Here is a 24,019-nt window from a genome sequence, read left to right as displayed (position 1 = left end):
TTAGCACACCTAATATCATCAGTTAAATCACTTAAGGTTTCATATGGAAATATGGGTCAAATTAGAGTTTGGCGAAGGGGACTTTGAGGGCGGATTTGGTAAAAATCAGCTTGAAGTGACACTAGCAAATGCACAAGGCCAAACCACAGAATTAGAAGTCTATCTACCCCCAGATCAAGAAATTCCTCTTCTGTATCAACGTTGGAAACAACAATACTACTCAATACTTAACGGCTATAGGGGTAGTTTCAAAAGTAACCAAGTAACTCATATATCCAAAACAGATTGTCTTAACTATGCAGAGTCTTTACGGCATAGATTACATGAATGGCTTTCCCCGCTACATTCAAAATTAATCCAGATACTACCCTCTCACCCAAATTTAGAGATTAGTCTAGTTATCCACACAGAGAAAATTACTTGTTTGGCAACCAAAGATATTTTGCATCGACTACCTTGGCAGGAGTGGGATTTATTATCAGGAAATTCTGCCTGTGAAGCTGCTGTTTGTTTTAACACTTACTCTCCCACTACTAGAATATCAGAACAATCATTGAATGATGGTAAAATTAGAAGAGCAAGAATTATCAGTATTTTTGGTGATAGTAGGAATATTGATACTATTGTAGATCAAAAACTACTGCAACATCTGCATAAACGAGCAGCAGAACTGATAGTTCTTAAAGAACCAAATCGTTCTGATTTTAATGCCTTGTGGGAAGAAGCTTACGATATTTTATTTTTCGCAGGTCATAGTGCAACTAAAAGTGATGGTCAAACTGGTGTAATTAATATTAATGCCGATGATAGTTTAAGCTTGGAAGAAATTAAAAAAACTCTGCGATCGGCAATTAGTAAAGGGTTAAAATTAGCAATTTTTAACTCTTGTGATGGTTTAGGTTTAGCAAGACAATTAGCAGATTTAAATTTGCCCTATATTATTGTTTGGCGGGAAGCTGTACCTGATAAGTCAGCACAAAAATTTCTCCAATATTTTTTAAGTTCGTTTTCCCAAGGTGAATCGTTATTTAATTCAGTTAGACAAGCAAGAGATAAACTCAAAGAACTTGCAGACGACAAAGATATTGAGAAGCGACTACCGGGGGTAAGCTGGTTACCAATTATCTGTCAAAATACAATTACTCCCCCACCCACTTGGGAAAATTTAGGAGGGCTGACTGGCGAACTTCCTGAGTGTCCTTATCAAGGTTTATCTGCGTTTCGTCAGGAAAATGCAGATTTCTTTTTTGGTAGAGAAAAGTTTATTACTCAATTAGTAGAAGCGGTAAATAATCAACCAATAGTACCTGTAATGGGTGCTTCTGGAAGTGGAAAATCTTCTGTGGTTTTTGCTGGCTTGCTTCCCCATTTACAAGCAAATGGTAATGTAGAAATAGTCAGTTTTCGCCCAGGGAAATATCCATTTGATGCTTTAGCGATCGCCCTAAGCAAATATCTTCATTCTCAGGAACAAAACCTAACAGATATATCAACAAATATTGCCAATAGATTAGCAGAACTAGAATTAGGTATCAACTTGCGGCACGATGAAAATCTATTATACCAATTTATTGAAAACATTATTGTTTCTACAAAAAATAAGCATTTTGTGTTAGTTGCAGACCAGTTTGAAGAAATTTATACTCTTACCGAGACAGCCGAATCCTACAGCTTTCTTAATGCACTACTTTTAGCAGTCAATTATGCTTCCCAGTTTACTTTAGTCTTGACAATGCGAGCGGATTTTTTGGGAATTGCACTCGATTATCCCCCGATGGCTAAAGTTTTGCAACAATACACCCCTTTGTTATTAACTCCAATGGAAAAGGAGGAATTACAAGATGTAATTGAAAAACCTGCTTTAAAAATGAAGGTGGAACTAGAAGAGGGGCTAACAAGTAACCTAATTAATGATGTAGGTAATCATCCTGGTCGTTTACCCTTGTTGGAATTTGCACTTACACAGCTTTGGTTAAAACAGAAGAATTGGTATTTAACACATCAAGCTTATGCAGAAATTGGCGGTTTAGAAGAAGCTTTAGCAAAACACGCAGATCAAGTCTTTAATTCCCTATCTGTACAAGAAAAACAACAAGCAGAAAAAGTATTTATTCAATTAGTGCGTCCAGGGGAAGGAACAGAAGATACTAAGCGTGTGGCGACTCGTCACGATGTGAAACCAGAAAACTGGAGTTTAGTGAAACATTTAGCCGATAAACGTTTAGTAGTTACGGAATGGGATGAAATTGAGCAAATAGAAACAGTAGAAATTGTTCATGAAGCATTAATTCGTGAATGGACAACCTTACGGGACTGGATAGAAATTAACCGGGAGTTTCGCATTTGGCAAGAAATGATCAAGCCAGAAGTGCGTGAATGGGAAAAAAATAATCCTAACACTGATATATTATTAACAGGAACGCGGCTAGCTATAGCATCATATTGGTATCAACAAAAAAGAGAACAATTAACACAACTAGAGCAAGATTTTATTAATGCTAGTATTACACGTCAACAACAGGAACAACGTCAACATAATCACAGACAAAAACTGATTATGTTAGGACTTAGTGGTGGTTTAGTATTCACATTGATACTGGCTGGAGTAGCTTGGTGGCAATCGCAGAATGCACGTTGGAATGAAATTAAAGCTATTAGTGTATCAAGCAAAGCTCTTTTAAATTCAGGTGAATATTTTGATGCTATTATAGAAGGCTTGAAAGCATCTAAAAAAATCCAGCAAACAATTCCTAATTTAACATTTGATGTATTTCAAGATAAGAGTAAACTTCAAAAGCAAGTCGATGTTGTATTACAAGAGGCACTTTATAAAGTTACAAAACGCAATCAATTAGAAACACATGAAGATGAGGTGACAGATGTTAGTTTTAGTCCAGATGGTAAAATTATTGCTACTGCCAGTCAGGACAAAACTGTAAAATTATGGACTGTAACAGGGCGAGAAATTGCCACACTCATAGGACATACAGATTTAGTCCGTAGTGTCAAATTTAGTCCGACAGGAAAAACAATTGCTACATCAAGTTGGGATGGTAACGTTAAACTTTGGACAATAGAAGGTAAATTAATTACTACCCTATTAGGCAATAATATCAAGGTTGATAGTGTAAGTTTTAGCCCTGATGGTAAGATAATTACTATGGGTGATGCCAAAGGAGATATTAAACTCTGGAATGAGGAAGGTAAATTGATCAGAACCTTCAAAGGACATGATCAACCTATTCTAAATTTGAGTTTTCATCCTGATGGTAATATTCTTGCCAGTGCCAGTCAAGATAAAACAGTAAAACTTTGGAATCTAGATGGAAGAGAACTGCAAACTCTGAATGGACATAAAGATTGGGTTTGGAGCGTTACTTTTAGTCCAGATGGTCAGAAAATTGCTACCGCTAGTAGGGATGAAACTGCAAAAATATGGAGTATAAAAGGAAATTTACTCAAAACATTTAATGGTCATAAAAATGCTGTTACTAGTGTGAGTTTTAGTCCAGATAATACCCTTATTGCTAGCAGTAGTGCAGACACAACAGTAAAAATATGGAGTGAATCAGGCGAAGAAATTCAAACTCTCCAGGGACATAAAGATTGGGTTTGGAGCGTTAATTTTAGTCCTGATGGCAAGATGATGGCTACAGCTAGCAAAGATGGTACAGCTAAAATTTGGCAAATCAAAAAGGATAAATATCAAATCCATCAGGCACATAAAGATGCTATTTATAGCTTAAGTTTTAGTCCTGATGGTAATAAATATGCCACTGCTAGTAAAGATAAAACCGTTAAAATTTGGGAGCATTCGGGGAAGTTACTTAAACCTCTCCAATGCGAGAATAAAGAGTTTACCAACGTTAGTTTTAGCCCTAATGGACAGATTATAGCTGCCGCAACTAAAGATGGACATATCATACTTTGGAATCTTTTAGGTAATAAAATAAATGCTTTTCAAGGACATGATCAAAAATGGATTTGGCAAGTCAGTTTTAGTCCAGATGGTAATACCATTGCTAGTGCTGGACATAATGGTACTATCGAGATTCGTAACTTGAATGGCAGATTAATTCATACCATTACAGCACATAAAAAAGGTCAAGATGAAGATGGAGAGGGGGTTAATAGTGTTACATTTAGCCCTGATGGTAAAATTATCGCCTCTGCTGGTTGGGACAAAAAAGTCAAACTTTGGACGCTTGACGGTAAATTACTAAACACTTTTGCTCAACATAATGATGGAGTTCATAGTGTCAGCTTTAGTCCAGATGGCAAAATAATTGCAACTGCTAGTGAAGATAAAACAGTCAAACTTTGGACGCTGGCAGGTGAATTAATTACGACTCTTAAAGGACATAATGCTGGTGTTTTTCATGTGAGATTTAGTCCAGATGGTAAAACAATTGCAACTGCTAGTTTAGATTACAAAGTTAAACTTTGGAGTCTTGACGGGAAGGAACTGGAAACCTATCAAGGACATGATGATTACGTCTTTAGTCTCGATTTCCACCCAGATGGTAAAACTCTTGCTTCAGTTGACAAGACTGGAAAATTAATTCTCTGGGATTTGAACTTGAACACAAATCAGCTACTAGTTGATAGTTGCAGTTGGGTGAGTGATTATTTGCAACATAACATCAAAGTGAATGAGAGCGATCGCAATTTATGTAAAAGACTCCCCCAGTAACAATATCCAATATGTAGAGCGCGTCAGTTAAATCTCAATCTGACGCGCTCTACAGCTATATTTTGGTTTTTCTAGTCAAAAGGCGTTCTAAATCCCCTAAATTCGTTCAAATAAGCAAAAATAGACGTACCATTTTCATCGGGGTTGTCCCTATCAAACAGTAACATTTCCGCAGCTGCTTTTGGACCACGTAGATGAGAAGCCGCCAGAAGTCCAGAACTAGTGATGACTATTCCTCTTTGTCTCCGCCCGATAAAATCCCGTGTAGAACGTCCTCTCTGTTGGAGTTCACCATTGAGACGACTCCATTTCAAACTCATAGCCTCGCTAATTGCTCTTTCTTGGACATTATTTTTATTATTTAAAAAATCTTGCTTGCTATTAGCACCATTTTTTCCCGTCCATGTACCGCGCCAATAATTCTTGTTAACACCCGGTTGTCCGTAGTAAGTATTAGCTCTGTAATATCCCAAGTCAATTAATAGAGCTTCACCGAATTGATACTTACCCATAAAACCTAAGGAATTCTCAATATTATAGGGGGGATTTTGTCGCCCTGTTTCTCTTCGTCCAAGTGCTAATAGCATATCTTGAAAACTGCCCCTATTAGCAACAGGATTAGGCCGAGGCTGATTATTTCCAGGTATAACCAGTACCATTCCCGCCCTGAGTTGTGTAGGATCAGGCCCAATTACACCCCGATTAGCCTCATAAATTCTTCTCCAAGAAGCTTCGCCACCATCACCATAATATCTCTCAGCAATATTTGATAAGAACTCACCAGGTTGTACTGTGTGTCGAGTTCCATTTCCCTGTTGCGCTTGGGCGACAGCATCAGTTTTTTGGAAAACAGCATCGCCAAGTTCAGGTAATAACAATGAGCCAGTTAAAGAGGAAAATATCATTAATCCAATAGCAGGGAATTTATTAATGCTGCGGATGAATTTTTTAGTCTTGAGTAATGAAATCATTGAATGCTGTAGAAAATAAGGTTTAAGATTCATAGGATGTTGTATTGGTTTGTGTGATGTTTTCTTGCTGAGAAGGAGACTCTTGATAGATTGTGAATCTGGTTTGCAAAATGGCAAATCTAAAGGATATTTGAATCTTGAAAAAATCCACATCAAGGTAACACTAAACCATCAGCACTGCTTGCATCTATCGCATTATTTACTAAATCTTGCCATTCCTTCTCTAGCTGTTGAGCATTTTCCTTAGATTTAGCACCTGGCCAGAGTTCTTGATTTTTCTCGTATTGATAAAAATCTCGCCATGCAGTCTCAGCTTTGTTAAAAGCTATAGCATTAGCGAAAAATTTGTCAAATTTTGTATGTGCTTCTTTATTAGGGAAGTTTAGCTTATCTTTCAAAGTATGCTGACAGTCTTCTACAACTTTCTTACGTAAAGAATCAATCTCTGACATAATTGATTCTTCTATTTTTTCCATTTGTGGTTTGTTTGGAGAAGGTAATGTATTGGTAGCAATGCTTTCAGATGCGGAACTATTAATAAATCCTTTTACCAAAACATATGCTTTTTGCAAGCTAAGATATAAAATATTTTGAACTAATTTCTGCGATAAAGGAAAAGGCATATATTGCGATATAGCTTCCATCATTTTAGACAGTAACTCAGCTTTAATATCATCTGTAAGTTGTTGCATTGTGCTATCCAACTTGTTAACTTCCTCTTCAGATAGATTGACAACTGTCTGCTGAAGTTCATTAACTTGTTGAGATATTAAATTAGATTCATCAGTGAAAAATTGTTTTCTAGATATTGGATCAAGATGTTGGTCAGGTTTTAGAGTATCAAGATGAGGTTGAATCCAACTGATAATAGTGTCTCCATATGTATCGGTACACTGTTGAATTTCTTCAAAAGCTTGCTTAAGCTCTTTTCTATGTTGAGGAACTAGTTCTTTGACTTTAACAAAAAAATCGACACACTCTTCCTCTTTTAAGCTATATTCTTGAAAAGAGCTATGTTTTTCAAGCCAACCCTGTTCGTACAAAATTTTAGCTACTGATAATTGTAATTTTATTTCCGATTTTTTTAATGCCTTGTCTAATGTTTTAAATTCCCTAATTAGGTTTGTTTTAACTTCGTTAATACACATATAGAACGCCATTTTGTAGGAACTACCACAACTAGCATATAAATCTTCAATTTCATTCGTGTCTGGAACAATTTTGGCTTTTCCATTTAAACACTTTTCTACAACGTTATTGACTTCTTTTTCAAACTCCTCATGGGGTTTATTCTGATTATTCAATAGGTTCTTATTTTCTTGGTTGAATTTCTTCCTCATTTCCACCCAAATTTTATCTTCAAACCAATCATTAAACTCTTCATTTTCTGTAGATTGAAAGCCTTCTGTAGCTTTAAATGCTTCACTTAGGATATGAGAAATTTCCTTCTGAAAAGTTATTAAATCTTGATTGTGAAAACGTAAATATTGCTCATAAACCCTGCCAATATTTTTAGTTAAGTTCTCTAGAGCAGGAGTCAGAACTTCTTTTTTAACATCAGCAGAGTTAGTGCAGTTAGCAATTACTACATTGGAAACTACAAGTCCTTGTTCTTTAACTTCATCACGAAAACGGTTGCAATCTTTTTCACTTTTAATAGGGTTATCTTTGTCTTTATTTAAAACTATAAAAGAACATTCTTTAATAGGAAAACCCTCAAGAGCTTTTTCTGCTAATCCATACATTTTTCTATCAGCTTCTTGCCAATTATCTCCTTTCGTATCAGGCCTGCGGACAAATAGAATAAAGTCAATATCTTGCTTGATAGTTTTAATTAATAACTCCGCATCTGATACGTCATCATCACCTAAACCAGGTAAATCAACTACTCCAATTTTGCCTACTTCATCGCCATCAGGAAATTCGCAAAATATCCTCAGTTCTCTTACTGACAGATATTTGCTATTTGGTCTCACGTTACTATTTTGTTGATTTCTAGTAACATAATTAATTATTTCTGCTTGAGGAATTACTTGAAGTTGTCCAGTAAGGAGTTTTTTGTATTCTTCATAGTTGCTATAATAATTGCCGCGAAGAATCCCGTAAAGATATTTGGCACTGGGATTTTTCTTTATTATCTCTGGAGGTAGCCTGGGAAAATCTTCATTCTTTATGGAGTGGAAATCATCTATAGATTTTGGTTTAGAGTTAGTAGCTAATCCCAGAATGTCGTAGTATAGATGAATAATTTCTAGTAAAGAATCAGCAGAATGAAATTGGATTTCATTTCTGACTGTGCTTGGTTCATGAAAAACTTTACTCAAAATTCTTGTACATACTCCATCTGAGCTAGTAGGAATTTCAGCATTAGTTAGTCCCGTTAAACTTTGTAGTAATTGGCTTTTTCCTTGACGCATTCTTCCTACTACGCCAATATTCAATGTTCCGCGAGATAACCGTGTTTTGAGATTATCTAATTCATCTATCTTATTATTAATTTTCTTGATCCATGCTGATAAATTAATCTTCTGTAAACGTAAATAAGCATTGGAGTTGGTATCCGAAATAATTGAAATGTGGTTATTTCGTTCTTGCTCAAGTATTTCCAGTTCCTTTTTAAGATTTCTCCATTTTTCTATAACACCTGCTAATATATTTGCTTGCTCGTGACGCTTACCAATAATTTCATCAATTTGCTTTGCAAAAGTCATTGAATTGATCCTCCCTGTATATGATTGATATTTTTAAAAATTTAAGTTTATATCAACTAGCCTTAATACTAAGCAGAAATCATTATTTCTGCTTTTTTACTTCCACTTTTAGATAAATGCAAGTTCACTTAACTTATACTCTTACTCTTACTTTAATTTAAACAACGAGCATTGTAGTTAAGTTTGTAGTGAATACCGTTTATTTTTTACGTATTTCTAAATTGAAAAATATCTCCTATCTGGGGTGTGTCAGTGAGATAAAACCTGGAAATACAGATGAGTAGAAGCAAGAAATTAAGGTAATTTGTTTTCCTGCTTCTATTTTTAGATACGTTTTCCTTCAATTAACTTATACACTTGTGCAAGCTAATTGCTTTAACGTCTACCGTAGACCATTGTCCAATAAAGCCTGTTATCACGACCCCGAACAACGCCTACACCACCCTCGGTATAATTTGGGTTCATAATATTAACGCAATGTCCTGGACTTTTTAGCCATGCTTGGACTACAGCACTCGTAGAGTTTTGACCAACAGCCACATTCTCAGCAATAGCTCTCCATTGATACCCAGCTTGCTTTGTGCGCTGTCCAACAGAACTACCATTAGAACCTGTATGACTTATTTGCCTTCTTGCAGCCATGTCTGAACTATGTACCTGTGCAGCACGATTCAGGCTACCATTTGCAGATATTGGCCTTGCAGCATTAAATCTTCGGTTTCCACACACACGTCCTTGAGACCTAGCTTGATTAACTAATTGAATTACTTGGTTTGATGTAGAGGCTTGAACTTGTTGTCCAGCATTAAGCAGAACAATAGCCGCAGCTAGTAAGCTTGTTTTAACTATAAATTTAGCCATGTTTTCGTTGCTTTTTTTAGTTGTGAAAGGTTGAATATGTTCCAAATCTAAGAAAGTAATTCAGCATATCTATGTAGAAGAATAGAGTCTACATATTTGTAGCTTTTATCCTTGTAATGTGCAATGCAGAACGTGAACTTTATGAAAAAGTATGGTTTGTTTTACCTTGCTTCTACTACATAAATTCCAGCAAAACTGACTTATAGATTTAGCAGCAGATTTGATTTTGTTAATCTCGCTTCTAGTTTTATATAGATTCAACTAAAATCTACTTATACACTTAGTCACCAAAGAGAGCTTTTTTACCAGATTCATTTTCTGTTTCTTTACTTTGTCAAGACCTGGTACATAAATATTGATACTCTAGCAGCAGCATCTGTATAAGTTCCCAAAACTCCAATATATATAGATGTAGCTCTCCAGAATATTCCTAATTATGGTTTCTGGAGAAATAGCTTCGCTGAGAATCTCAAGTTTGATAAGAAGCGATGTAATTTGAAGAACTATGCTAATTCCGTCAAGATACTGGACAATTCAAGTCATTGATTCTCCTACATTCCAAGAGAATCAGCTAAAAGGAGGTTACAAACTTAAACAAGTCTATCCAGCACAGGAGTATTTTAAGATACATTTCTCCGAATTCGTTAGTAAATCCACACTATCACCAGCAGACAACAAACATATTCAAACTGTTCTGTGGGAGATGTTTCATCATGCTGCTGATATTCGCCAACGTGCGATCGCAGGGCTTTGTCTAAGATGCTATATTTCTAAAACCATTCTTGTCGCCTGTAAAAAAATCGCTAGCATCTATAAATCTGAAGTTGAAGCACTACTTTTTAGCTATCTTGATTTTCTGCCATTTGTTTTAAATGATGATGGTAAAAGCCTAGTAATTTTCGATAGTCAAGAACAAACTCAGCAAAGATTAAATAATGATGGCACAACTCAGCCATTAGCGAAAGAAGCAGAGTTTTTTACTGTGGAAGTTTTGCGAAAATTTAATCCTAAATTAAATTCTACTGAAAGTTTAGATAATTGGACGTGGAGACTAACAAAACAAAATCAAAATCTCAGGTTATTTTTGTGGGATTTCGGCATCCAAACACCCAGTGATTGGGGATTATTATGTAGAGAAATTCCCCGTTCTATACAAGCACTTTTTGAAAAAGGGGACAGTGAAATTGTCGAGGTGTTTCATGCAGTCTACCGCCGAGATAGACGTAAATCCAACGAAAGAGGGCTTTGTTCTGAACCAACAATCAACCAAATTCAAGAAATGATCATTTTGTTGCAACAACGAAATACTGTTGTTAATTCTTCTAGAGAACTCATAAATCATTTGAAAAGAATTGCAGAAATTTTACGTCAGGATATAATTTACCAGAAAACAGGTAAACTCAAAACCATACCTACAGAAATTTATGATCAATCAATTAATGATTATCTCCCTAATCAAGAATTACCTCACCATACAGATCCAGATCCAGAGGATATTGAATTACAGCAATTACAATCTGTCTGTAATGCCTTGTTTGAAAATGTTTTATATCAAGCAATATCAGAAGTGATTTCTCAGCATTATAAATATTTACAAAATAGTAAAGGCTATAAAAATTTTGCTGATAAATTCTATGAAGGCTTGCGACTTTACTACCAAGAGAATATGTCTTTAGGGGAGATTGCTAAACTATGGGATATACCTTGGTGTAAAGCTAGACGCGTATTTAAATTAGAAAGTCTTTTAGACAATGTTCAATACCGCACGGAAGAGAGATTTATTGAGCAAATATCAAAAGTGACTACACCACCTGACTTAGCAAATAGGGTGACAGCGATTTCTACTGACCCCGAATATTTAAAAAATATTGCTAAGGAAATTAGAAGTTATGCGTTAACTACAACATTTCTAGAAGCACACGCAGAAATGCAAAGTGGTAAAAAAAAGAGTAAAAATAGCTTATTTGCTCAAATTTTATGCCGCTATATCAATGATTCGATTAATAATGCAGCATGAGCTAATCCTTAATTATTAGTAATAATACTTAGATGAATTATCATGAGATGCAATATAAGCAGGAGATTAGATATAATGAATGCTTTAGTTTATCCACAATACTGGAGACAAAAATTGTCACATAAATTTGTTTGGCTAGAACCGGAACATTTTGAAGAAGCTAAAAAAATTAGCAACTGCAACTTAGATGAAGCAAGAGAATGGAAAGTCTATCTAAATGCACTAGCATTACTTGGTTTTGAACAATGGCTGAGAGAAACAACCCCAGATATTAAAATTCATCGAGTTAGTTGTTCTATATCTCAACGCATTAGTACAAATGCACTTATTGACGTTCCTATATTAATATTAGAGGATTTTAATGTCTATTTGATTACTGTAGATAACTTAGATAATGATTTTTTAACTATACCAGAAGAAGTTATAAATTCACCGAACTTAGCCGCGCATTTTTATGTCTTGTTGCAGGTGTCAGAAGAAGAGGAAAAATTAACTATTTATGGCTTTTTGCGTCATGATCAAATAGTTGAACATTGCTATACAAATAATTTAGAGATCCAGGAAGATGGGTCTTGTATACTAATGCTTAAGTGGTTTGATCAAGAGATAAATAATCTTTTGTTATCTGCTCGTTTTTTAGAAGTAAAAGCAATACCTTTACCATCTCAATTTAAAGCTAATCAGGCACAAAAAAACACGAGTAATATACTTGTCAGCTTGAGTGATTGGTTGAGTGGAATTTTTACAGAAGGTTGGCAATCTACGGAAATTATTTGGAAGACGCTTCCTATTAACTTAGATGTCGGTTTTGCTAGGAGTGTCAATAAGTCAAATAGTTATGAAATTTCAGGTACTAAGTTATTTGATTTTGGAATCCTACTAAATGGAGAAAGTTTTGCCTTAGTTGTTAACCAAAAAAGTGCAGTTAACAATGATAAAGATATTCTTGTACAAATTCTACCAAGCAACAAGCAATATCTACCACTTGGGTTGCAACTCAAAGTTACCCTTAACTACAATACTTCTGAGTCAGAAAGTCAAGAAGTTACTGCAAGAACGTCTGATAATGCTATTCAGTTAGAATTTAACGAATCTCCAGGACAACAATTTAAGGTTGAAGTCAGCTTTAATGGTGCTGTAGTTACTGAAGAATTTTTGTTGTAGATTGAAGAAATTGAGGTGATATAAAAGACGCTAAAAAGCTGACATAATAATGAATATGGCAATTTTAGTATAATAAAAAAGTCTTAATTATTAACAAGCTTTACTGAAAAATCTAAATAATACGAACATAGATAGCTCGTGACAAATCTTTGTTTATCTCTAATAGAATGCTACCAACTTTGATGATTAACGTAGGAAATTCTTGTTCTACAGTGATGGTAACGCCTGTTGTTAAACCCAGTGAGGCAAGTTTTTTTAGAAGAGTTTTATCTGGAATTTTACAAAAAGTGATAATGCCTCTTTCTCCTAGTCTGAGCAATTCTAATGAGCAGCCAGTCACACTAAAAGGAGTAAACATAGTAGTAAGTGATTGAAAATCAAGAAAACTGTAAATGATAACCTGCACATCTTGAATAACTGTAATTTAGTCAATACCCGTAACGTAAAATTGTGTTTTTATGATACTAAAAGCATTGCCAATTACAAAAAAAATGACATAGAAAAATGAAGGATGAATTACATCCTTCATCCTGATTAAAGATATACTTTCAAAAACTGTATATGGTAGCGACTACAGCAGTTGATTAAACCAAATATGCTTCTTGGTGGGTTTTAATTGTGCAGTTAGAACGGGGGTAGGTAACGCAAAGCAAAGCGAATCCTTTACCCATCTGTTCGTCATCCAAGAAGTTTTGATCTTCTTGATTAACTTCACCTTCAACAACTTTGCCTACACAGCTAGAGCAAGAACCTGCATGGCAGGAGTAAGGTAATTCAATACCATTTTCTTCTGCTGCATCCAAAATTGTAGTCTCTTCATCGACTTCAATTGTGGTGTCGAGGTCTTCTTTTTTGTTGATCAATCTAACTTGATAGGTTGCCATTTTCCGATTCTCCTCAAGATTTACAGGATGGGATAAATTTCTCGAAGTTTTTAAATCTCCCTTGACTCTTCGAGAATTGGGGCGGAGAGAGACACTGCTTTTGTTGCGAGGTTAAAGACAAGTGTCTGTTTTATTTTGTCTAAGGGAAACTTTTATTAATTCGTAGTTCGTAATTCGTAATTCGTAATTAACCTAAATTACGAATTACGCATGATCGATTACGAATTATTTAGCTGCAAGGTACGCCTTTGGGGGAAGAATCACCCGCTTTGAAGGACTTACCACAACCGCAGGTACTGGTTGCTTTGGGGTTAGTGAACTTAAAGCCACTTTCAACAACCCCTTCTACAAAATCGATGACAAGTCCTTCTAATAAAGGCGCACTTTTGGCATCGAGATAAACCAAAACTTTACCTTGCTGGATGACTAAATCATCCGGCTGTGGCTTGCTGGTGATATCCATACCATACTCATAGCCACTGCAACCACCATCTTTGATAGATAGGCGGACACCCTTTGTAGTGGTTTCATCAGTCTCAGAGGCTGAACCGCGCAAGAATGCCCATAAACGAAACTCTGCTTTTTCTGTTAAGGTTATGGTCATTAAATCTCCTGATTTGTAGCGATTAGTTTTTGTAATTCTAGGTGTGGGCTGTTTGTAGTGCTGAGTTATGAGTAGTCAGTCAGGAGATATTAGTATTACTCTCCCAGTTAACTATGTGTGCAATTACTACTAGCTTCCATCGAATTGGGTTGTGCGTATCGCCAAGGGGCATTGTTACCGCATACTGGACAAGAGCGATCGCGCTGAGAATGACGCTTGGCAAATTCCATCCGATTGAAGTCAATTGTCAACAATTGCGACAACAGAGGTTGACTAAATCCAGTGATCAGCTTAATTGCTTCTAATGCTGTCAGACAAGCCAATGTCCCAGAAACAGCACCCAATACAGAAAAGCCACGTCGATCCCATTCCGGCTTCTCTGGAAAGAAACAGGATAAACAAGGAGTCACACCAGGAATAATCGTGGTTAAGTAAGCCTCCATCCCGTTCATCGCTGCTTCTACCATTGGCTTCCGCCAGCGTACACAAGCTGCGTTTAACAAATCACGCTCTGTAAAGTTGTGAGCGCAATCAAGAGCCATATCAGCAGACTGCACTAACGAGTCTACATTCTCTGGGGTGATATAGTCGTGAACTGCTTCTATCTGAATATCAGGATTGATCGCCTTGAGGGTTTCTTCTGCTTTGAAAACCCTGGGTTTACCTACCCAATCATCCGTCATCAGAACCTGACGATTCATATCATCCAGTCGCAGATCACCGCCCCGGACTAGGATTAGCCGCCCAACGCCTGCTACTGCTAGGTAAAGCGCAGCCGTACCGCCTAATCCCCCCACACCTGTCACTAAAACCGTCGCTGACTTCAGACGCTTTTGAGCTACTTCGCCAAAGTTTGGTAGCATCATTTGGCGACTATATCGTTCTAACTCGGTAGGCGTTAGGTTGATCACTTTATACCTCCTAATCAGAATTGAGTTCTGTCAGCGTAATTACATTTTTTGGCTTGTCTTTAAATACCTTAAACAACTTTTGTTGTTGAGGTGATGATTCGAGAAATGTCTCATAAGCCTGTTGCAATGCCAATGAATATTGATTTAACCTTTCTTCTGTATTTAAGTCAGGGTTACTATCAATTTCACTCATGAATTGAGAGAATTTTTTGAGAATATGTAAACGATTTACATTAACAAGTTTGGGGTCGTAGTCTAATTCAAAGAATTTAAAATATTCTTCTGCATCTACGAGTTTTTTGAATTCTTCAATAGTTTTAGTCATTTAGCGTTCTCCAATTGCTTGAGATATTGCTTAAGTTCATCAAGCTGACGATAAATTTCATAAGTTGCGGCTGCAACATCCATTAATTGTGTGTAATCTGTGGGTAAGCCTTCTGCTAAGTCGTGCAGATCCATTTTCATTTGCCCGGCTTTACTGTTGAGGCGTTTGATTTTAGTTTGGATTTCTTCGATGCTGGTTTCTTCTATTTGCACCTTCTTCTCCTTTGTGTCTCTGTGTCTTTGTGGTTAAGAAGATTTGATGAACCACGGAGACACGGAGACACAGAGTTTTTATTACAATTTGCTGACTTCTTGGAAGCGGTTGGCTAAGTCAAGTCCTCTTTCGATGAATTTTTCGCCTTCTTCTGCTAGATGTTCTAGGGAGTCAAAGCCGAAGCGGTGAGCGTCACGTAGGGTTTTGACGGTGAGTAATAGACGACCGGAAAATACTAATGCCCAACCAAAGCCTTCATGACTTAAGTCAAGGACTACTTGGGAAATTAGTCCTGTTTCTTGTTCGATTCTGGCGGCGATGGCGCGGAAAAATGACATTATTCGCGCTTGGGTAACTGCATCAACTTCACCTGCGATGGAAATTTCCCGCTTCTTTTTTTTGGGAACAACGAAGGGTTTTAGTAGTAGTTCATCCGACCAATTACGGTAAATTCCGTAGCTGTCTTGTCCACGGATTTGTAATACTAATACTTTTAGGAAAGCTGAGTTGGCAACTACGCTATTTGTGGTGTCGTTGACATTATTTTCTGAACTCATACTGTTGCTTCATCCTCCAATTCATCTAAAAAGCTGGTGGTTTTTGGTTGCAATGCTTTACGTAACCAAGGTGGAGGATTACCTTTGAGGGTTGTGACTAATTTATTTAGAAGTTCTTTAATTTCTTCTTCTTCAGAACGTGCCTTAACTGGGGTTACGCCTTTTTTAATTAATTTAGCAGCCGCAGTTCCACCAATAGCTGTAACATAAACAATGGCACAGTCAACTAATGCTTCTAGTTTTGGTGTGACTTTATCTTCGTTGCCGTCTTGTTGTAAGTCACCTTCAAAGTTTAATGTTTCTAAAAATTGATATCCTTCGGCATTGATTTCGTAGACATCAATTTCTCTCGCCCAACCAAAGTGAGCATTAATATGAACGTGGTCGGTAGTCGTAAAGGCAATTTTCATGCTGGTTTTCCTGCTTTTGGGGATTGGGTACTGGGTACTGGGTATTGGGTATTGGGAGATACTGTTGGGAACATTTTCCTAGTCCCCAGTCCCTAGTCCCCAGTCCCCAGTCCCCATAGATGTTTCACTCGTTCTTCTTCTGCTTCTAAAAATAGATTGCCGATGCCAAATAAGACTTCCATTGAGCCGCGATAACCTACTTTTGTGAACAGACCATTACCTAAACGGTCATAAATAGGTATACCGAGACGATAGTGAGGAAGAGAAAGTCGTTTGGCGATCGCAGCTACGTTAGAATTACCAATCAGCAGGTCAGATCCAACTGCCAATTCTTCAAAGTCTTCTAAATCTCCAATGCTGACGCTTTTGATGGGGAGTTTCTCCAACAGGGGAGAACGTGTAGTGGTAACGGCTGCATGGATTTGCGTCCCCATCGATTGCAGAAACCGCACTGTTGACCACAGTAAATCGGGTTCTAATGCTAAGGATACTCGCTTCGCACCAAAGTAAAAGTGCGTGTCTAACATCGCGTCTTGCAATTGCCGGCGTTGACGGCGGTATTTTTCGGGGACGGGGTTGCTGCTGAGGATGGCTAGTGCTTGTAAAAACTCGTCTACTGGTTCTAAGCCAGTGAGTTCACTAAACACTTCGTAGGGAATACCAAACCGTTCTTCTAGAATTTTGGCAGCACCCCGCATACTTTCACCCAAGGCGATAGTAAAGGCGGAACAACCAACTTCTCTTAGTTGTTTGACTGTTGTACCGCTAGTTGTCACCGCACTGTAACCATCTTCCAGGTGTCCATCTAAGGAAGCACCGATGTCAGGTACAAAAATAGGTTCTAATCCAAAAGCGGTGACAATTTCTTTGATTTCTTGCAAATCCCCTGGGCTAAAAGCAGAACCGGCGAGAATTGTAACTTGCTCACTTTTGATTCCGCCTGGTTGGGGAATGTCTTTAACTATGCACTCTACAGCCGCCGCAAACCCATCTTGCAACGCCCCTTTAAAGTCGGGTGTGGGTGCAAAGACAACTGGAATGTGAGCAATTTCAGGATGGCGATCGCGGATATCCTTTAAAAATCTCTCAATATCATCGCCTCTGGTTTCTGTCAGTCCTGTGCTGCACAAACCGATAATATCGGGGCTAGATTTCTCTATTAGGGTGAGAATCGCCTGTTCAACGTTCTCTTCCCCACCCAAAATGGTACTTACTTCCGTCATCGCTGTCGTAGCCAGGGGAATCGCTTCCCGAAAATGACGAACTAACACCACCTTGGCGAAGGCTGTACAACCTTGAGAACCGTGGAACAGAGGAATCATCCCCCTCAATCCCAAAAAAGCCAGCGACGCACCCAAAGCTTGACTTTGCTTGAGAGGATTGACTGCAACTGATTTATTGGGAACAGTGACAACCGCCATCGGATTAACTCCTCTATAGAGGGGACAGGGGACAGGGGACAGGGAAAAGAAAAAGTCAAAAGATTTTTTCTTGCCCCATGTCCAATTAGATCAATTCTTCTATGGATGCCAAGGCGCGATCTTGATTTTTTGTATATTCACTCGCCCATGTCCCCATATCTTCGTCCCAAGGTGCAGGCTTACGAACTTGTTCCCAAATCGGGCTGTAGAGGGCTTCGTACAGTTCCCGCGCCATTTCTAACATTCCTACATAACCAGCGTAGGGATGATGACGTTCTTGGTTGATATCGAGGAAAGGAATCCGGGCTTTGAGGGCAGTGTATTGGTTACGTCCACCGGCAATTAACATATCAGCTTGTGTATCTTTTACCAGTTCTAGTAATTCTTTGGCGTTGCCCTTTTCTAGCATGATGCCATCAGTACCAAGCAAATTCTTGATTTTAGCCTTATCTTCCTCGGTACTTTTTCTGGTACTAGTGGCGACAACTTCTATACCCAAGTCCTTAGCTGCCGAAATAATTGACCAACTCTTGACACCGCCAGTATATAAGACAACTCGCTTACCTCTGAGGCGATCGCGGTAGGGAGCAAGTGCCAAATCTAAAGTTGCCATTTCTGAAGCGATCAGCTTTTCTGTGCGTTCCTGTAAATCAGGGTTGCCCAATTTGGCAGCAATATTCCGCAGACACCGATTCATATCATCGATGCCATAAAAAGACTCTTCAATGTAGGGGATGCCGTATTGTTCCTCCATCTTTTTCGCCATATTAAGCAACGCCCGCGAACAGATCATTACGTTCAGCTTGGCGCGGTGAGCATAGCGGATTTCTTCAAATCGAGCATCGCCAGAAATTTTTGACAGGACGCGAATACCCAATTTTTCTAGTAACGGCAGGACTCCCCACATTTCCCCGGCGATATTGTACTCGCCAATTAAGTTTATATCATAGGGTGTGGTGAACTCCGGTTCTGCTGTCCCGACAACATAATCTAATAAAGCTTCACCGCCAAAACGGTTGCCGAGATTCTTACTACCAATAAACCCAGGCGCAAACACAGGAATCACCGGAGTACCAATTTTCTCAGCCGCCGTTTTACAGACAGCATTAATATCATCACCAATCAAAGCCGTCACACAAGTAGCGTAAACAAAGACAGCTTTTGGATTGTAACGCTTGTTAATTTCCAGAATTGCCTTATATAGCTTCTTCTCACCACCGAAAATCACATCATTTTCAGTCATATCGGTAGTGAAGCCCGTTTTATAGAGTTGGGGGCCAGAAGAGAGACTACCACGACTACCCCAAGAATTACCAGCGCAGGCGATCGGTCCGTGAACCAAATGAGCCGCATCGACAATAGGTACTAGAGCAATCATCGCCCCATCAAAAGCGCATCCCCCTTGAGCCGCACCCGGTTGTGCTTGTTGCGTACAAGACTTATTCTTCTTTGCACCGTGTTTCTCTTGATTATGCTCGCATCCAGGCTGATTAAGCAGCTCGTTGATTTTACCTTGGGTGTTCATCTCTCTTCTCGTCCTAGATCGACATTTTCAATTGTCAGTTATCAGTCATCAGCAAACAGTTATTAACTACCAACCTGTTTACTGATGACCGTTCATCATAAACTTCCAGCAAAAATCTTCTCTAACCCCACAAAATACACCAAGCATTCCCTTAACTCCCAGCGAATTAACTTAAGAAATACTCCGTGTACCTCTGCGCTAACCTCCGTGTACCTCTGCGTTAAAAAAACCAACCCTTTACGCAAAGCAGTACTAACTCACCGGCGGTTAAATTTTCATAAACTTGACCTTTGCAAGAAAGACAGCTAATTAGCTAAAACAAAAAGCCAGAAAATTCCTCTTCCCTAGCCTCTAGTCCCTAGCTTCTAGCCTCTAGCAAATGTACTTCGTGATATCCTCTCCACATTCATCAGCCAGATAAGACAAAGCCCGAAACCGCAATCCCACAAATTCATCATAGAGAGGATTGAGCTTACACAGTGGTGGAATGTGTAGATTCCACCCAAATAAACTAATATTTCGCTCAAAAGGACAACAGCAAGGAATTACCTGGCAAACAAGATGAGCGAAACGAGAATTTTTAACCGGAATAGTATCAACCCAACGACGCAAAGGACGAAGCACATCAATTGTGCCGGCTTTTTTATAGTTGGGTGGATGTAAATTAGGGTGATGATGGTGAGTGTGAGTTGATGACATACTACTTATCTGAAGGGAACAGAGGGAATAGAGGAAAAAGATAAGTTAGGACACTGGGGATCAGGTACTGGGTACTGGGAAGAATTAACTTCCCGATCCCTAGTCCCCAGTCCCCAGTCCCTAATCTCTACCTGTTAATAGAACCCTGAAATCAAGTTCTAGCGGATCAAGTCAAAGGAGATATCGGTCTTACCAGTGATGTTGGTGCTGCGATCCATTTCATCCAGAAGGGTGTTAACAACCCAGTTGAGGATATTTAGACCACCTTGGTAGCCGAGGGTCGCATAGCGGTGTAAGTGGTGGCGATCGAAGAGAGGATAACCAATCCGCACCATTGGGATGCTGGTATCGCGCCACAGGTACTTACCATAAGAGTTACCGATGAAGAAGTCTACAGGCTCAGTGAACAACAAGGAACGGAAGTGCCACAAGTCTTTTTGAATCCAAACTTTAGCTTCTTTACCGAAGGGGCTAGCAGCAAGGATAGCTTCCATTTCTTTCTTGAAGACTTCATCACCATTGTTGCAGAGGATGTGTACTGGTTCAGCACCCATCTCTAACAAGAAACTGGTAATGGAGATGATCAAATCTGGGTCGCCGTAGATAGCGAACTTCTTACCATGAATCCAAGCGTAGGAGTCGGTGATAGCATCAACTAAACGACCGCGTTCGATTTCCAATTCTTCAGGAATCGCTTTACCAGTCAATTCAGAAACAGCAGTCAAGAACTCATCAGTACCCTTAACACCAAAGGGGCGCAGAACTTTTGTTTCTTGCTTCCACTCTTTTGTAATGTATTCGCGGGTCTTGGGTGTGGTGTAAGCTTGGAGAGCTACGGTTGCTTTAGCATTGATAGAATCAGCCGCATCTTCCAACTTTGTACCACCTGGGTACATTTCGTATTCACCCATGTTAGGTGAATCAAAGTAGTCGCTGCTATCAGACAGGATGGTGTAGTCAACACCCATTACACCCATCATCCGCTTAACTTCGCGGTTGTTACCTACATAGGTATCAAAACCAGGGATAATGTTGATTTTACCATTGCTGGTAGCTTTCTTTTTGCCTTCTGTCAGGTTAGACAGAATACCCTTCATCATGTTGTCATAGCCAGTGATATGAGAACCAACAAAGCTAGGTGTGTGAGCAAAGGGTACGGGGAAGTCTTGAGGAATAGAACCAGCATTCTTAGAGTTGCTGATAAATGCGCCTAAGTCATCACCGATAACTTCAGCCATACAGGTGGTGCAAACAGCAATCATCTTAGGCTTATACAGTTGGTATGAAACCTGCATACCTTCGACCATGTTGTTCAAGCCACCGAATACTGCTGCGTCTTCTGTCATAGAAGAAGATACTGCGGAGCAAGGCTCTTTGTAGTGACGGCTGAGGTGGGTACGGAAGTAAGCAACACAACCTTGAGAACCTTGAACGAAGGGAAGAGTACCTTCAAAACCCAAAGCAGCAAACATTGCGCCTACAGGTTGACAACCTTTAGCGGGGTTAACGGTTAAAGCTTGACGAGCAAAGTTCTTTTCCCGGTAGTCCCAAGATTTTGTCCATTCAGAAACTCTTTCAACTTCTTCAGGAGAGTGTGCGCCTTCAAAGTTCTTTCTCTTGTTTTCAAACAACTCGGTGTATTCTGGCTGTTTGAATAGATCAACGTGGTCTACAATTCTTTCAGGATTCTGTGGCATTTGTCTCTCTCTCTACGCTTGCTGGTTGGTTTAGTAAGTGATGTGTGGGAATAGCCTGGGACATTCACTCCTGCCAAGAGAGTCACGAGTGATGAATCATGAATAATGAATGAAAATATTCATCCAGCATTCAGCATTCACATTCTTCCCTAGCTTCCTGGGGCAAAAACCCCAGGCTATCCGTCTCCTGGAATTAATTAGGCAGCAGCTTTAGCTTTTGCAGCAGCTTTCTTCCAAGGTGCGCCAATCAAGCTCCAAGTGGGGCTGTTGAGTGCTAGATCCATATCGCGGGCGAAGATAGCGAATCCGTCGTAACCGTGATAAGGGCCGGAGTAATCCCAAGAGTGCATTTGACGGAAGGGAAGACCCATTTTTTGGAAGACGTACTTCTCTTTAATACCAGAAGCAATTAAATCAGGCTTCTTAGCTTTTACGAACTCTTCAAATTCGTAGGCGGTAACGTCATCGTAAATGATGGTGGCGTTATCGATGTAGTGGGTGGTACGTTTGTAATCGTCGTTGTGAGCGAATTCGTAGCCAGTACCAACAACTTTGATACCCAAGTCTTCAAAAGCGGGAACAACGTGGCGAGGACGTAGACCACCTACGTACAACATTACGGTGTTACCTTCTAGGCGAGGACGGTACTTCTCAAGTACAGAGTTCATTACTGGTGTGTACTTAGCAATTACCTTCTCAGCGTTTTCTTGAATCTTGGAGTCAAATTTAGCTGCGATTTCACGTAAAGAAGCAGCAATCTTGGTAGGACCAAAGAAGTTGAACTCCATCCAAGGCATACCGTAAGCTTCTTCCAAACTACGGCAGATGTAGTTCATAGAACGGTAGCAGTGGATTAGAACCAATTTAGCAGCAGGTCCTTGGATCAACTCGTTCAGAGTACCATCACCAGACCACTGAGCTACTACACGTAAGCCCATTTCTTCTAACAGCATCCGGCTAGCCCAAGCATCACCACCGATGTTGTAGTCACCGATTAGAGCTACATCATAGGGGCTTGGCTCGAAGTCAAGTCTGTTTTCTTTCTTCAGCTTGTCATATTCTGGGAAAATCCAGTCACGGATAGCGTCGTTAGCGATGTGGTGTCCTAAAGACTGAGATACACCACGGAAACCTTCGCAACGTAAGGGTATAACAGGCTTACCAATTTGCTTAGAAGTTTTCTTAGCTACAGCTTCGATGTCATCCCCAATTAGACCGATGGGACATTCAGATTGAATGGAAACACCACGGTTGAGAGGGAAAAGAACGTCGAGTTCTTCAATGAGTTTAATGAGTTTTTTGTCACCACCGAAAACGATGTCGCGTTCTTGGAAGTCGGAGGTGAAGTGCATAGTACCAAAAGAGTTGATACCAGTGACACCAACGTAGTAGTTACGACGACCAGACCAAGACCAGTAACCGCAACCTACAGGACCGTGGCTGATGTGGATCATGTCCTTAATAGGACCCCAAACCACACCCTTAGAACCTGCATAAGCACAACCACGGGCGGTCATTACACCAGGAACGGATTTGATGTTAGACTTAACGCCGCAATCAGACTTGCTTTCTTCGTGGACGTTGAGGTGTTTTTCGCGTTTTTTGCGAGATTTTTCGGGATAAGCTTTCAGAACTTCTTGAAGAAGTTCCTTATTTTCATCTACAAGATTCTTGTTTTCTGGAGGTGTCATAGTCTGCCTCGATGACTCTTACGAATGGGGAAATAGAAGGATTAGAGGGAGGGGAGAGGGAGAAGTGGGGAAGGGAGAGTGGGAAGGTGAATTGCTTCCTCATCTTCCTTTCTCCGTATCTCCTAATTACGGCATCACCTATTTGGTAGCTTCTGCGGGCTTACCGATGATTTCTGCGTGCTTAGAATCATCATCAAGGATACCGTATTCGATCAACAGTGCTTCTAGTTCATCCATTTCAATTGGTGTAGGAATGGTGAGCTTGTCGTTGTTGATGATTTTCTTGGCTAATGCGCGGTATTCCTGACCTTGAGTGCTGTCTGGTGCGTATTCGTTAACTGTCATCCGACGCAATTCTGCGTGTTGAACGATGTTGTCACGAGGTACGAAGTGAATCATGTGGGTGTTCAAACGTTCAGCCAAGTTTTCAATCAATTCGGCTTCCCGGTCAGTTTTACGGCTGTTACAAATCAAGCCACCCAAGCGTACACCACCAGTGTGAGCATATTTCAAAATACCGCGAGCGATGTTGTTTGCAGCGTACATCGCCATCATTTCACCAGAGGTAACGATGTAGATTTCCTGTGCTTTACCTTCACGGTAAAGAGCAGTGATATTATCTTTATAGACTAAAAATGTCCATTTTAAACAATGTTTGCTGTCAT

The 24,019-nt window shown here is 39.3% G+C and carries 19 protein-coding genes and 1 pseudogene; 3 read left to right on the top strand and 17 right to left on the bottom strand.

Annotated features, from left to right (window positions below):
- The first annotated feature begins 43 nt into the window (after window positions 1-43).
- The gene (locus L6494_RS14830; protein WP_237988481.1) at window positions 44-4,693 is read left to right on the top strand and encodes an nSTAND1 domain-containing NTPase; all 4,650 of its coding nucleotides are present in this window, start codon (window positions 44-46) and stop codon (window positions 4,691-4,693) included.
- A gap of 71 nt (window positions 4,694-4,764) precedes the next feature.
- Here L6494_RS14830 and L6494_RS14825 read toward each other — a convergent pair whose 3' ends face one another.
- The 3 genes from L6494_RS14825 to L6494_RS14815 all read right to left on the bottom strand — a co-directional run bounded on the left by L6494_RS14825 (window position 4,765) and on the right by L6494_RS14815 (window position 9,236).
- Complete coding sequence (locus L6494_RS14825; protein ID WP_237988480.1) at window positions 4,765-5,598, bottom strand: LysM peptidoglycan-binding domain-containing protein; 834 nt, start codon at window positions 5,596-5,598, stop codon at window positions 4,765-4,767.
- A 218-nt stretch (window positions 5,599-5,816) separates the two neighbouring features.
- A complete protein-coding gene (locus L6494_RS14820) occupies window positions 5,817-8,375 on the bottom strand; it encodes a dynamin family protein (protein ID WP_237988479.1) in 2,559 nt (852 codons plus the stop codon).
- A 375-nt stretch (window positions 8,376-8,750) separates the two neighbouring features.
- Window positions 8,751-9,236 carry a CAP domain-containing protein gene (locus tag L6494_RS14815; RefSeq protein ID WP_237988478.1) on the bottom strand — a complete coding sequence of 162 codons (486 nt, stop codon included), beginning with the start codon at window positions 9,234-9,236 and terminating at the stop codon, window positions 8,751-8,753.
- 505 nt (window positions 9,237-9,741) lie between these two features.
- On the opposite strand from L6494_RS14815, the gene L6494_RS14810 reads away from it, so the two are divergent.
- Window positions 9,742-11,253 (top strand): hypothetical protein, encoded by a 1,512-nt coding sequence (locus tag L6494_RS14810; RefSeq protein WP_237988477.1) that lies wholly within the window; start codon window positions 9,742-9,744, stop codon window positions 11,251-11,253.
- A gap of 75 nt (window positions 11,254-11,328) precedes the next feature.
- A complete protein-coding gene (locus tag L6494_RS14805; protein WP_237988476.1) occupies window positions 11,329-12,417 on the top strand; it encodes a DUF1822 family protein in 1,089 nt (362 codons plus the stop codon).
- 112 nt (window positions 12,418-12,529) lie between these two features.
- Here L6494_RS14805 and L6494_RS14800 read toward each other — a convergent pair whose 3' ends face one another.
- The 14 genes and pseudogenes from L6494_RS14800 to nifH form a co-directional block, all read right to left on the bottom strand.
- On the bottom strand, window positions 12,530-12,775 hold the full coding sequence (locus L6494_RS14800) for a FeoA family protein (protein WP_237988475.1): 246 nt from the start codon (window positions 12,773-12,775) through the stop codon (window positions 12,530-12,532).
- A 226-nt stretch (window positions 12,776-13,001) separates the two neighbouring features.
- Window positions 13,002-13,301 carry a 2Fe-2S iron-sulfur cluster-binding protein gene (locus L6494_RS14795; RefSeq protein WP_237988474.1) on the bottom strand — a complete coding sequence of 100 codons (300 nt, stop codon included), beginning with the start codon at window positions 13,299-13,301 and terminating at the stop codon, window positions 13,002-13,004.
- Between the two features lie 229 nt (window positions 13,302-13,530).
- Complete coding sequence (locus tag L6494_RS14790) at window positions 13,531-13,905, bottom strand: HesB/IscA family protein (RefSeq protein WP_237988473.1); 375 nt, start codon at window positions 13,903-13,905, stop codon at window positions 13,531-13,533.
- 107 nt (window positions 13,906-14,012) lie between these two features.
- Window positions 14,013-14,816: a HesA/MoeB/ThiF family protein gene (locus L6494_RS14785; protein WP_190710123.1), complete on the bottom strand. Its 804-nt coding sequence runs from the start codon at window positions 14,814-14,816 to the stop codon at window positions 14,013-14,015.
- Window positions 14,817-14,826: 10 nt separating this feature from the next.
- Window positions 14,827-15,141: a nitrogenase-stabilizing/protective protein NifW gene (nifW, locus tag L6494_RS14780; RefSeq protein ID WP_237988472.1), complete on the bottom strand. Its 315-nt coding sequence runs from the start codon at window positions 15,139-15,141 to the stop codon at window positions 14,827-14,829.
- Complete coding sequence (locus L6494_RS14775) at window positions 15,138-15,353, bottom strand: CCE_0567 family metalloprotein (protein WP_190710119.1); 216 nt, start codon at window positions 15,351-15,353, stop codon at window positions 15,138-15,140. The genes nifW and L6494_RS14775 overlap by 4 nt, the downstream gene beginning before the upstream one ends.
- An 81-nt stretch (window positions 15,354-15,434) precedes the next feature.
- Entirely contained in the window at window positions 15,435-15,911 is a 477-nt protein-coding gene (locus tag L6494_RS14770) for a NifX-associated nitrogen fixation protein (protein ID WP_237988471.1), read from the bottom strand.
- Window positions 15,908-16,321: a nitrogen fixation protein NifX gene (gene nifX / locus L6494_RS14765; protein ID WP_190710115.1), complete on the bottom strand. Its 414-nt coding sequence runs from the start codon at window positions 16,319-16,321 to the stop codon at window positions 15,908-15,910. Before nifX ends, L6494_RS14770 begins: the two co-directional genes overlap by 4 nt.
- A 92-nt stretch (window positions 16,322-16,413) precedes the next feature.
- Window positions 16,414-17,742 (bottom strand): nitrogenase iron-molybdenum cofactor biosynthesis protein NifN, encoded by a 1,329-nt coding sequence (gene nifN, locus L6494_RS14760; protein WP_237988470.1) that lies wholly within the window; start codon window positions 17,740-17,742, stop codon window positions 16,414-16,416.
- 85 nt (window positions 17,743-17,827) lie between these two features.
- Window positions 17,828-19,267, bottom strand: coding sequence for a nitrogenase iron-molybdenum cofactor biosynthesis protein NifE (gene nifE / locus L6494_RS14755; protein ID WP_237988469.1), 1,440 nt, complete (start codon window positions 19,265-19,267; stop codon window positions 17,828-17,830).
- 372 nt (window positions 19,268-19,639) lie between these two features.
- Entirely contained in the window at window positions 19,640-19,966 is a 327-nt protein-coding gene (locus L6494_RS14750) for a Mo-dependent nitrogenase C-terminal domain-containing protein (protein ID WP_237988468.1), read from the bottom strand.
- A gap of 158 nt (window positions 19,967-20,124) precedes the next feature.
- Complete coding sequence (gene nifK / locus L6494_RS14745) at window positions 20,125-21,663, bottom strand: nitrogenase molybdenum-iron protein subunit beta (RefSeq protein ID WP_237988467.1); 1,539 nt, start codon at window positions 21,661-21,663, stop codon at window positions 20,125-20,127.
- A 197-nt stretch (window positions 21,664-21,860) separates the two neighbouring features.
- Window positions 21,861-23,354 carry a nitrogenase molybdenum-iron protein alpha chain gene (gene nifD / locus L6494_RS14740; RefSeq protein ID WP_237988466.1) on the bottom strand — a complete coding sequence of 498 codons (1,494 nt, stop codon included), beginning with the start codon at window positions 23,352-23,354 and terminating at the stop codon, window positions 21,861-21,863.
- 138 nt (window positions 23,355-23,492) lie between these two features.
- A pseudogene (nifH, locus tag L6494_RS14735) lies at window positions 23,493-23,954 on the bottom strand (nitrogenase reductase); the annotation flags it as partial.
- Window positions 23,955-24,019 lie beyond the last annotated feature (65 nt).

It is taken from the genome of Nostoc sp. UHCC 0870 (assembly GCF_022063185.1).
In the GTDB taxonomy this organism is placed as follows: domain Bacteria; phylum Cyanobacteriota; class Cyanobacteriia; order Cyanobacteriales; family Nostocaceae; genus Trichormus.
Note: the sequence above shows the minus strand (reverse complement) of the source record. Positions and strands in the feature narration are given on the sequence as shown.

What these genes read in the sequence shown, in the direction of transcription:
- L6494_RS14830 (WP_237988481.1), top strand. Translation starts at nt 44, where the DNA reads ATGGAAATATGGGTCAAATTAGAGTTTGGCGAAGGGGACTTTGAGGGC.
- L6494_RS14825 (WP_237988480.1), bottom strand. Translation starts at nt 5,598, where the DNA reads ATGATATTTTCCTCTTTAACTGGCTCATTGTTATTACCTGAACTTGGC.
- L6494_RS14820 (WP_237988479.1), bottom strand. Translation starts at nt 8,375, where the DNA reads ATGACTTTTGCAAAGCAAATTGATGAAATTATTGGTAAGCGTCACGAG.
- L6494_RS14815 (WP_237988478.1), bottom strand. Translation starts at nt 9,236, where the DNA reads ATGGCTAAATTTATAGTTAAAACAAGCTTACTAGCTGCGGCTATTGTT.
- L6494_RS14810 (WP_237988477.1), top strand. Translation starts at nt 9,742, where the DNA reads ATGCTAATTCCGTCAAGATACTGGACAATTCAAGTCATTGATTCTCCT.
- L6494_RS14805 (WP_237988476.1), top strand. Translation starts at nt 11,329, where the DNA reads ATGAATGCTTTAGTTTATCCACAATACTGGAGACAAAAATTGTCACAT.
- L6494_RS14800 (WP_237988475.1), bottom strand. Translation starts at nt 12,775, where the DNA reads ATGTTTACTCCTTTTAGTGTGACTGGCTGCTCATTAGAATTGCTCAGA.
- L6494_RS14795 (WP_237988474.1), bottom strand. Translation starts at nt 13,301, where the DNA reads ATGGCAACCTATCAAGTTAGATTGATCAACAAAAAAGAAGACCTCGAC.
- L6494_RS14790 (WP_237988473.1), bottom strand. Translation starts at nt 13,905, where the DNA reads ATGACCATAACCTTAACAGAAAAAGCAGAGTTTCGTTTATGGGCATTC.
- nifW (WP_237988472.1), bottom strand. Translation starts at nt 15,141, where the DNA reads ATGACTAAAACTATTGAAGAATTCAAAAAACTCGTAGATGCAGAAGAA.
- L6494_RS14770 (WP_237988471.1), bottom strand. Translation starts at nt 15,911, where the DNA reads ATGAGTTCAGAAAATAATGTCAACGACACCACAAATAGCGTAGTTGCC.
- nifX (WP_190710115.1), bottom strand. Translation starts at nt 16,321, where the DNA reads ATGAAAATTGCCTTTACGACTACCGACCACGTTCATATTAATGCTCAC.
- nifN (WP_237988470.1), bottom strand. Translation starts at nt 17,742, where the DNA reads ATGGCGGTTGTCACTGTTCCCAATAAATCAGTTGCAGTCAATCCTCTC.
- nifE (WP_237988469.1), bottom strand. Translation starts at nt 19,267, where the DNA reads ATGAACACCCAAGGTAAAATCAACGAGCTGCTTAATCAGCCTGGATGC.
- L6494_RS14750 (WP_237988468.1), bottom strand. Translation starts at nt 19,966, where the DNA reads ATGTCATCAACTCACACTCACCATCATCACCCTAATTTACATCCACCC.
- nifK (WP_237988467.1), bottom strand. Translation starts at nt 21,663, where the DNA reads ATGCCACAGAATCCTGAAAGAATTGTAGACCACGTTGATCTATTCAAA.
- nifD (WP_237988466.1), bottom strand. Translation starts at nt 23,354, where the DNA reads ATGACACCTCCAGAAAACAAGAATCTTGTAGATGAAAATAAGGAACTT.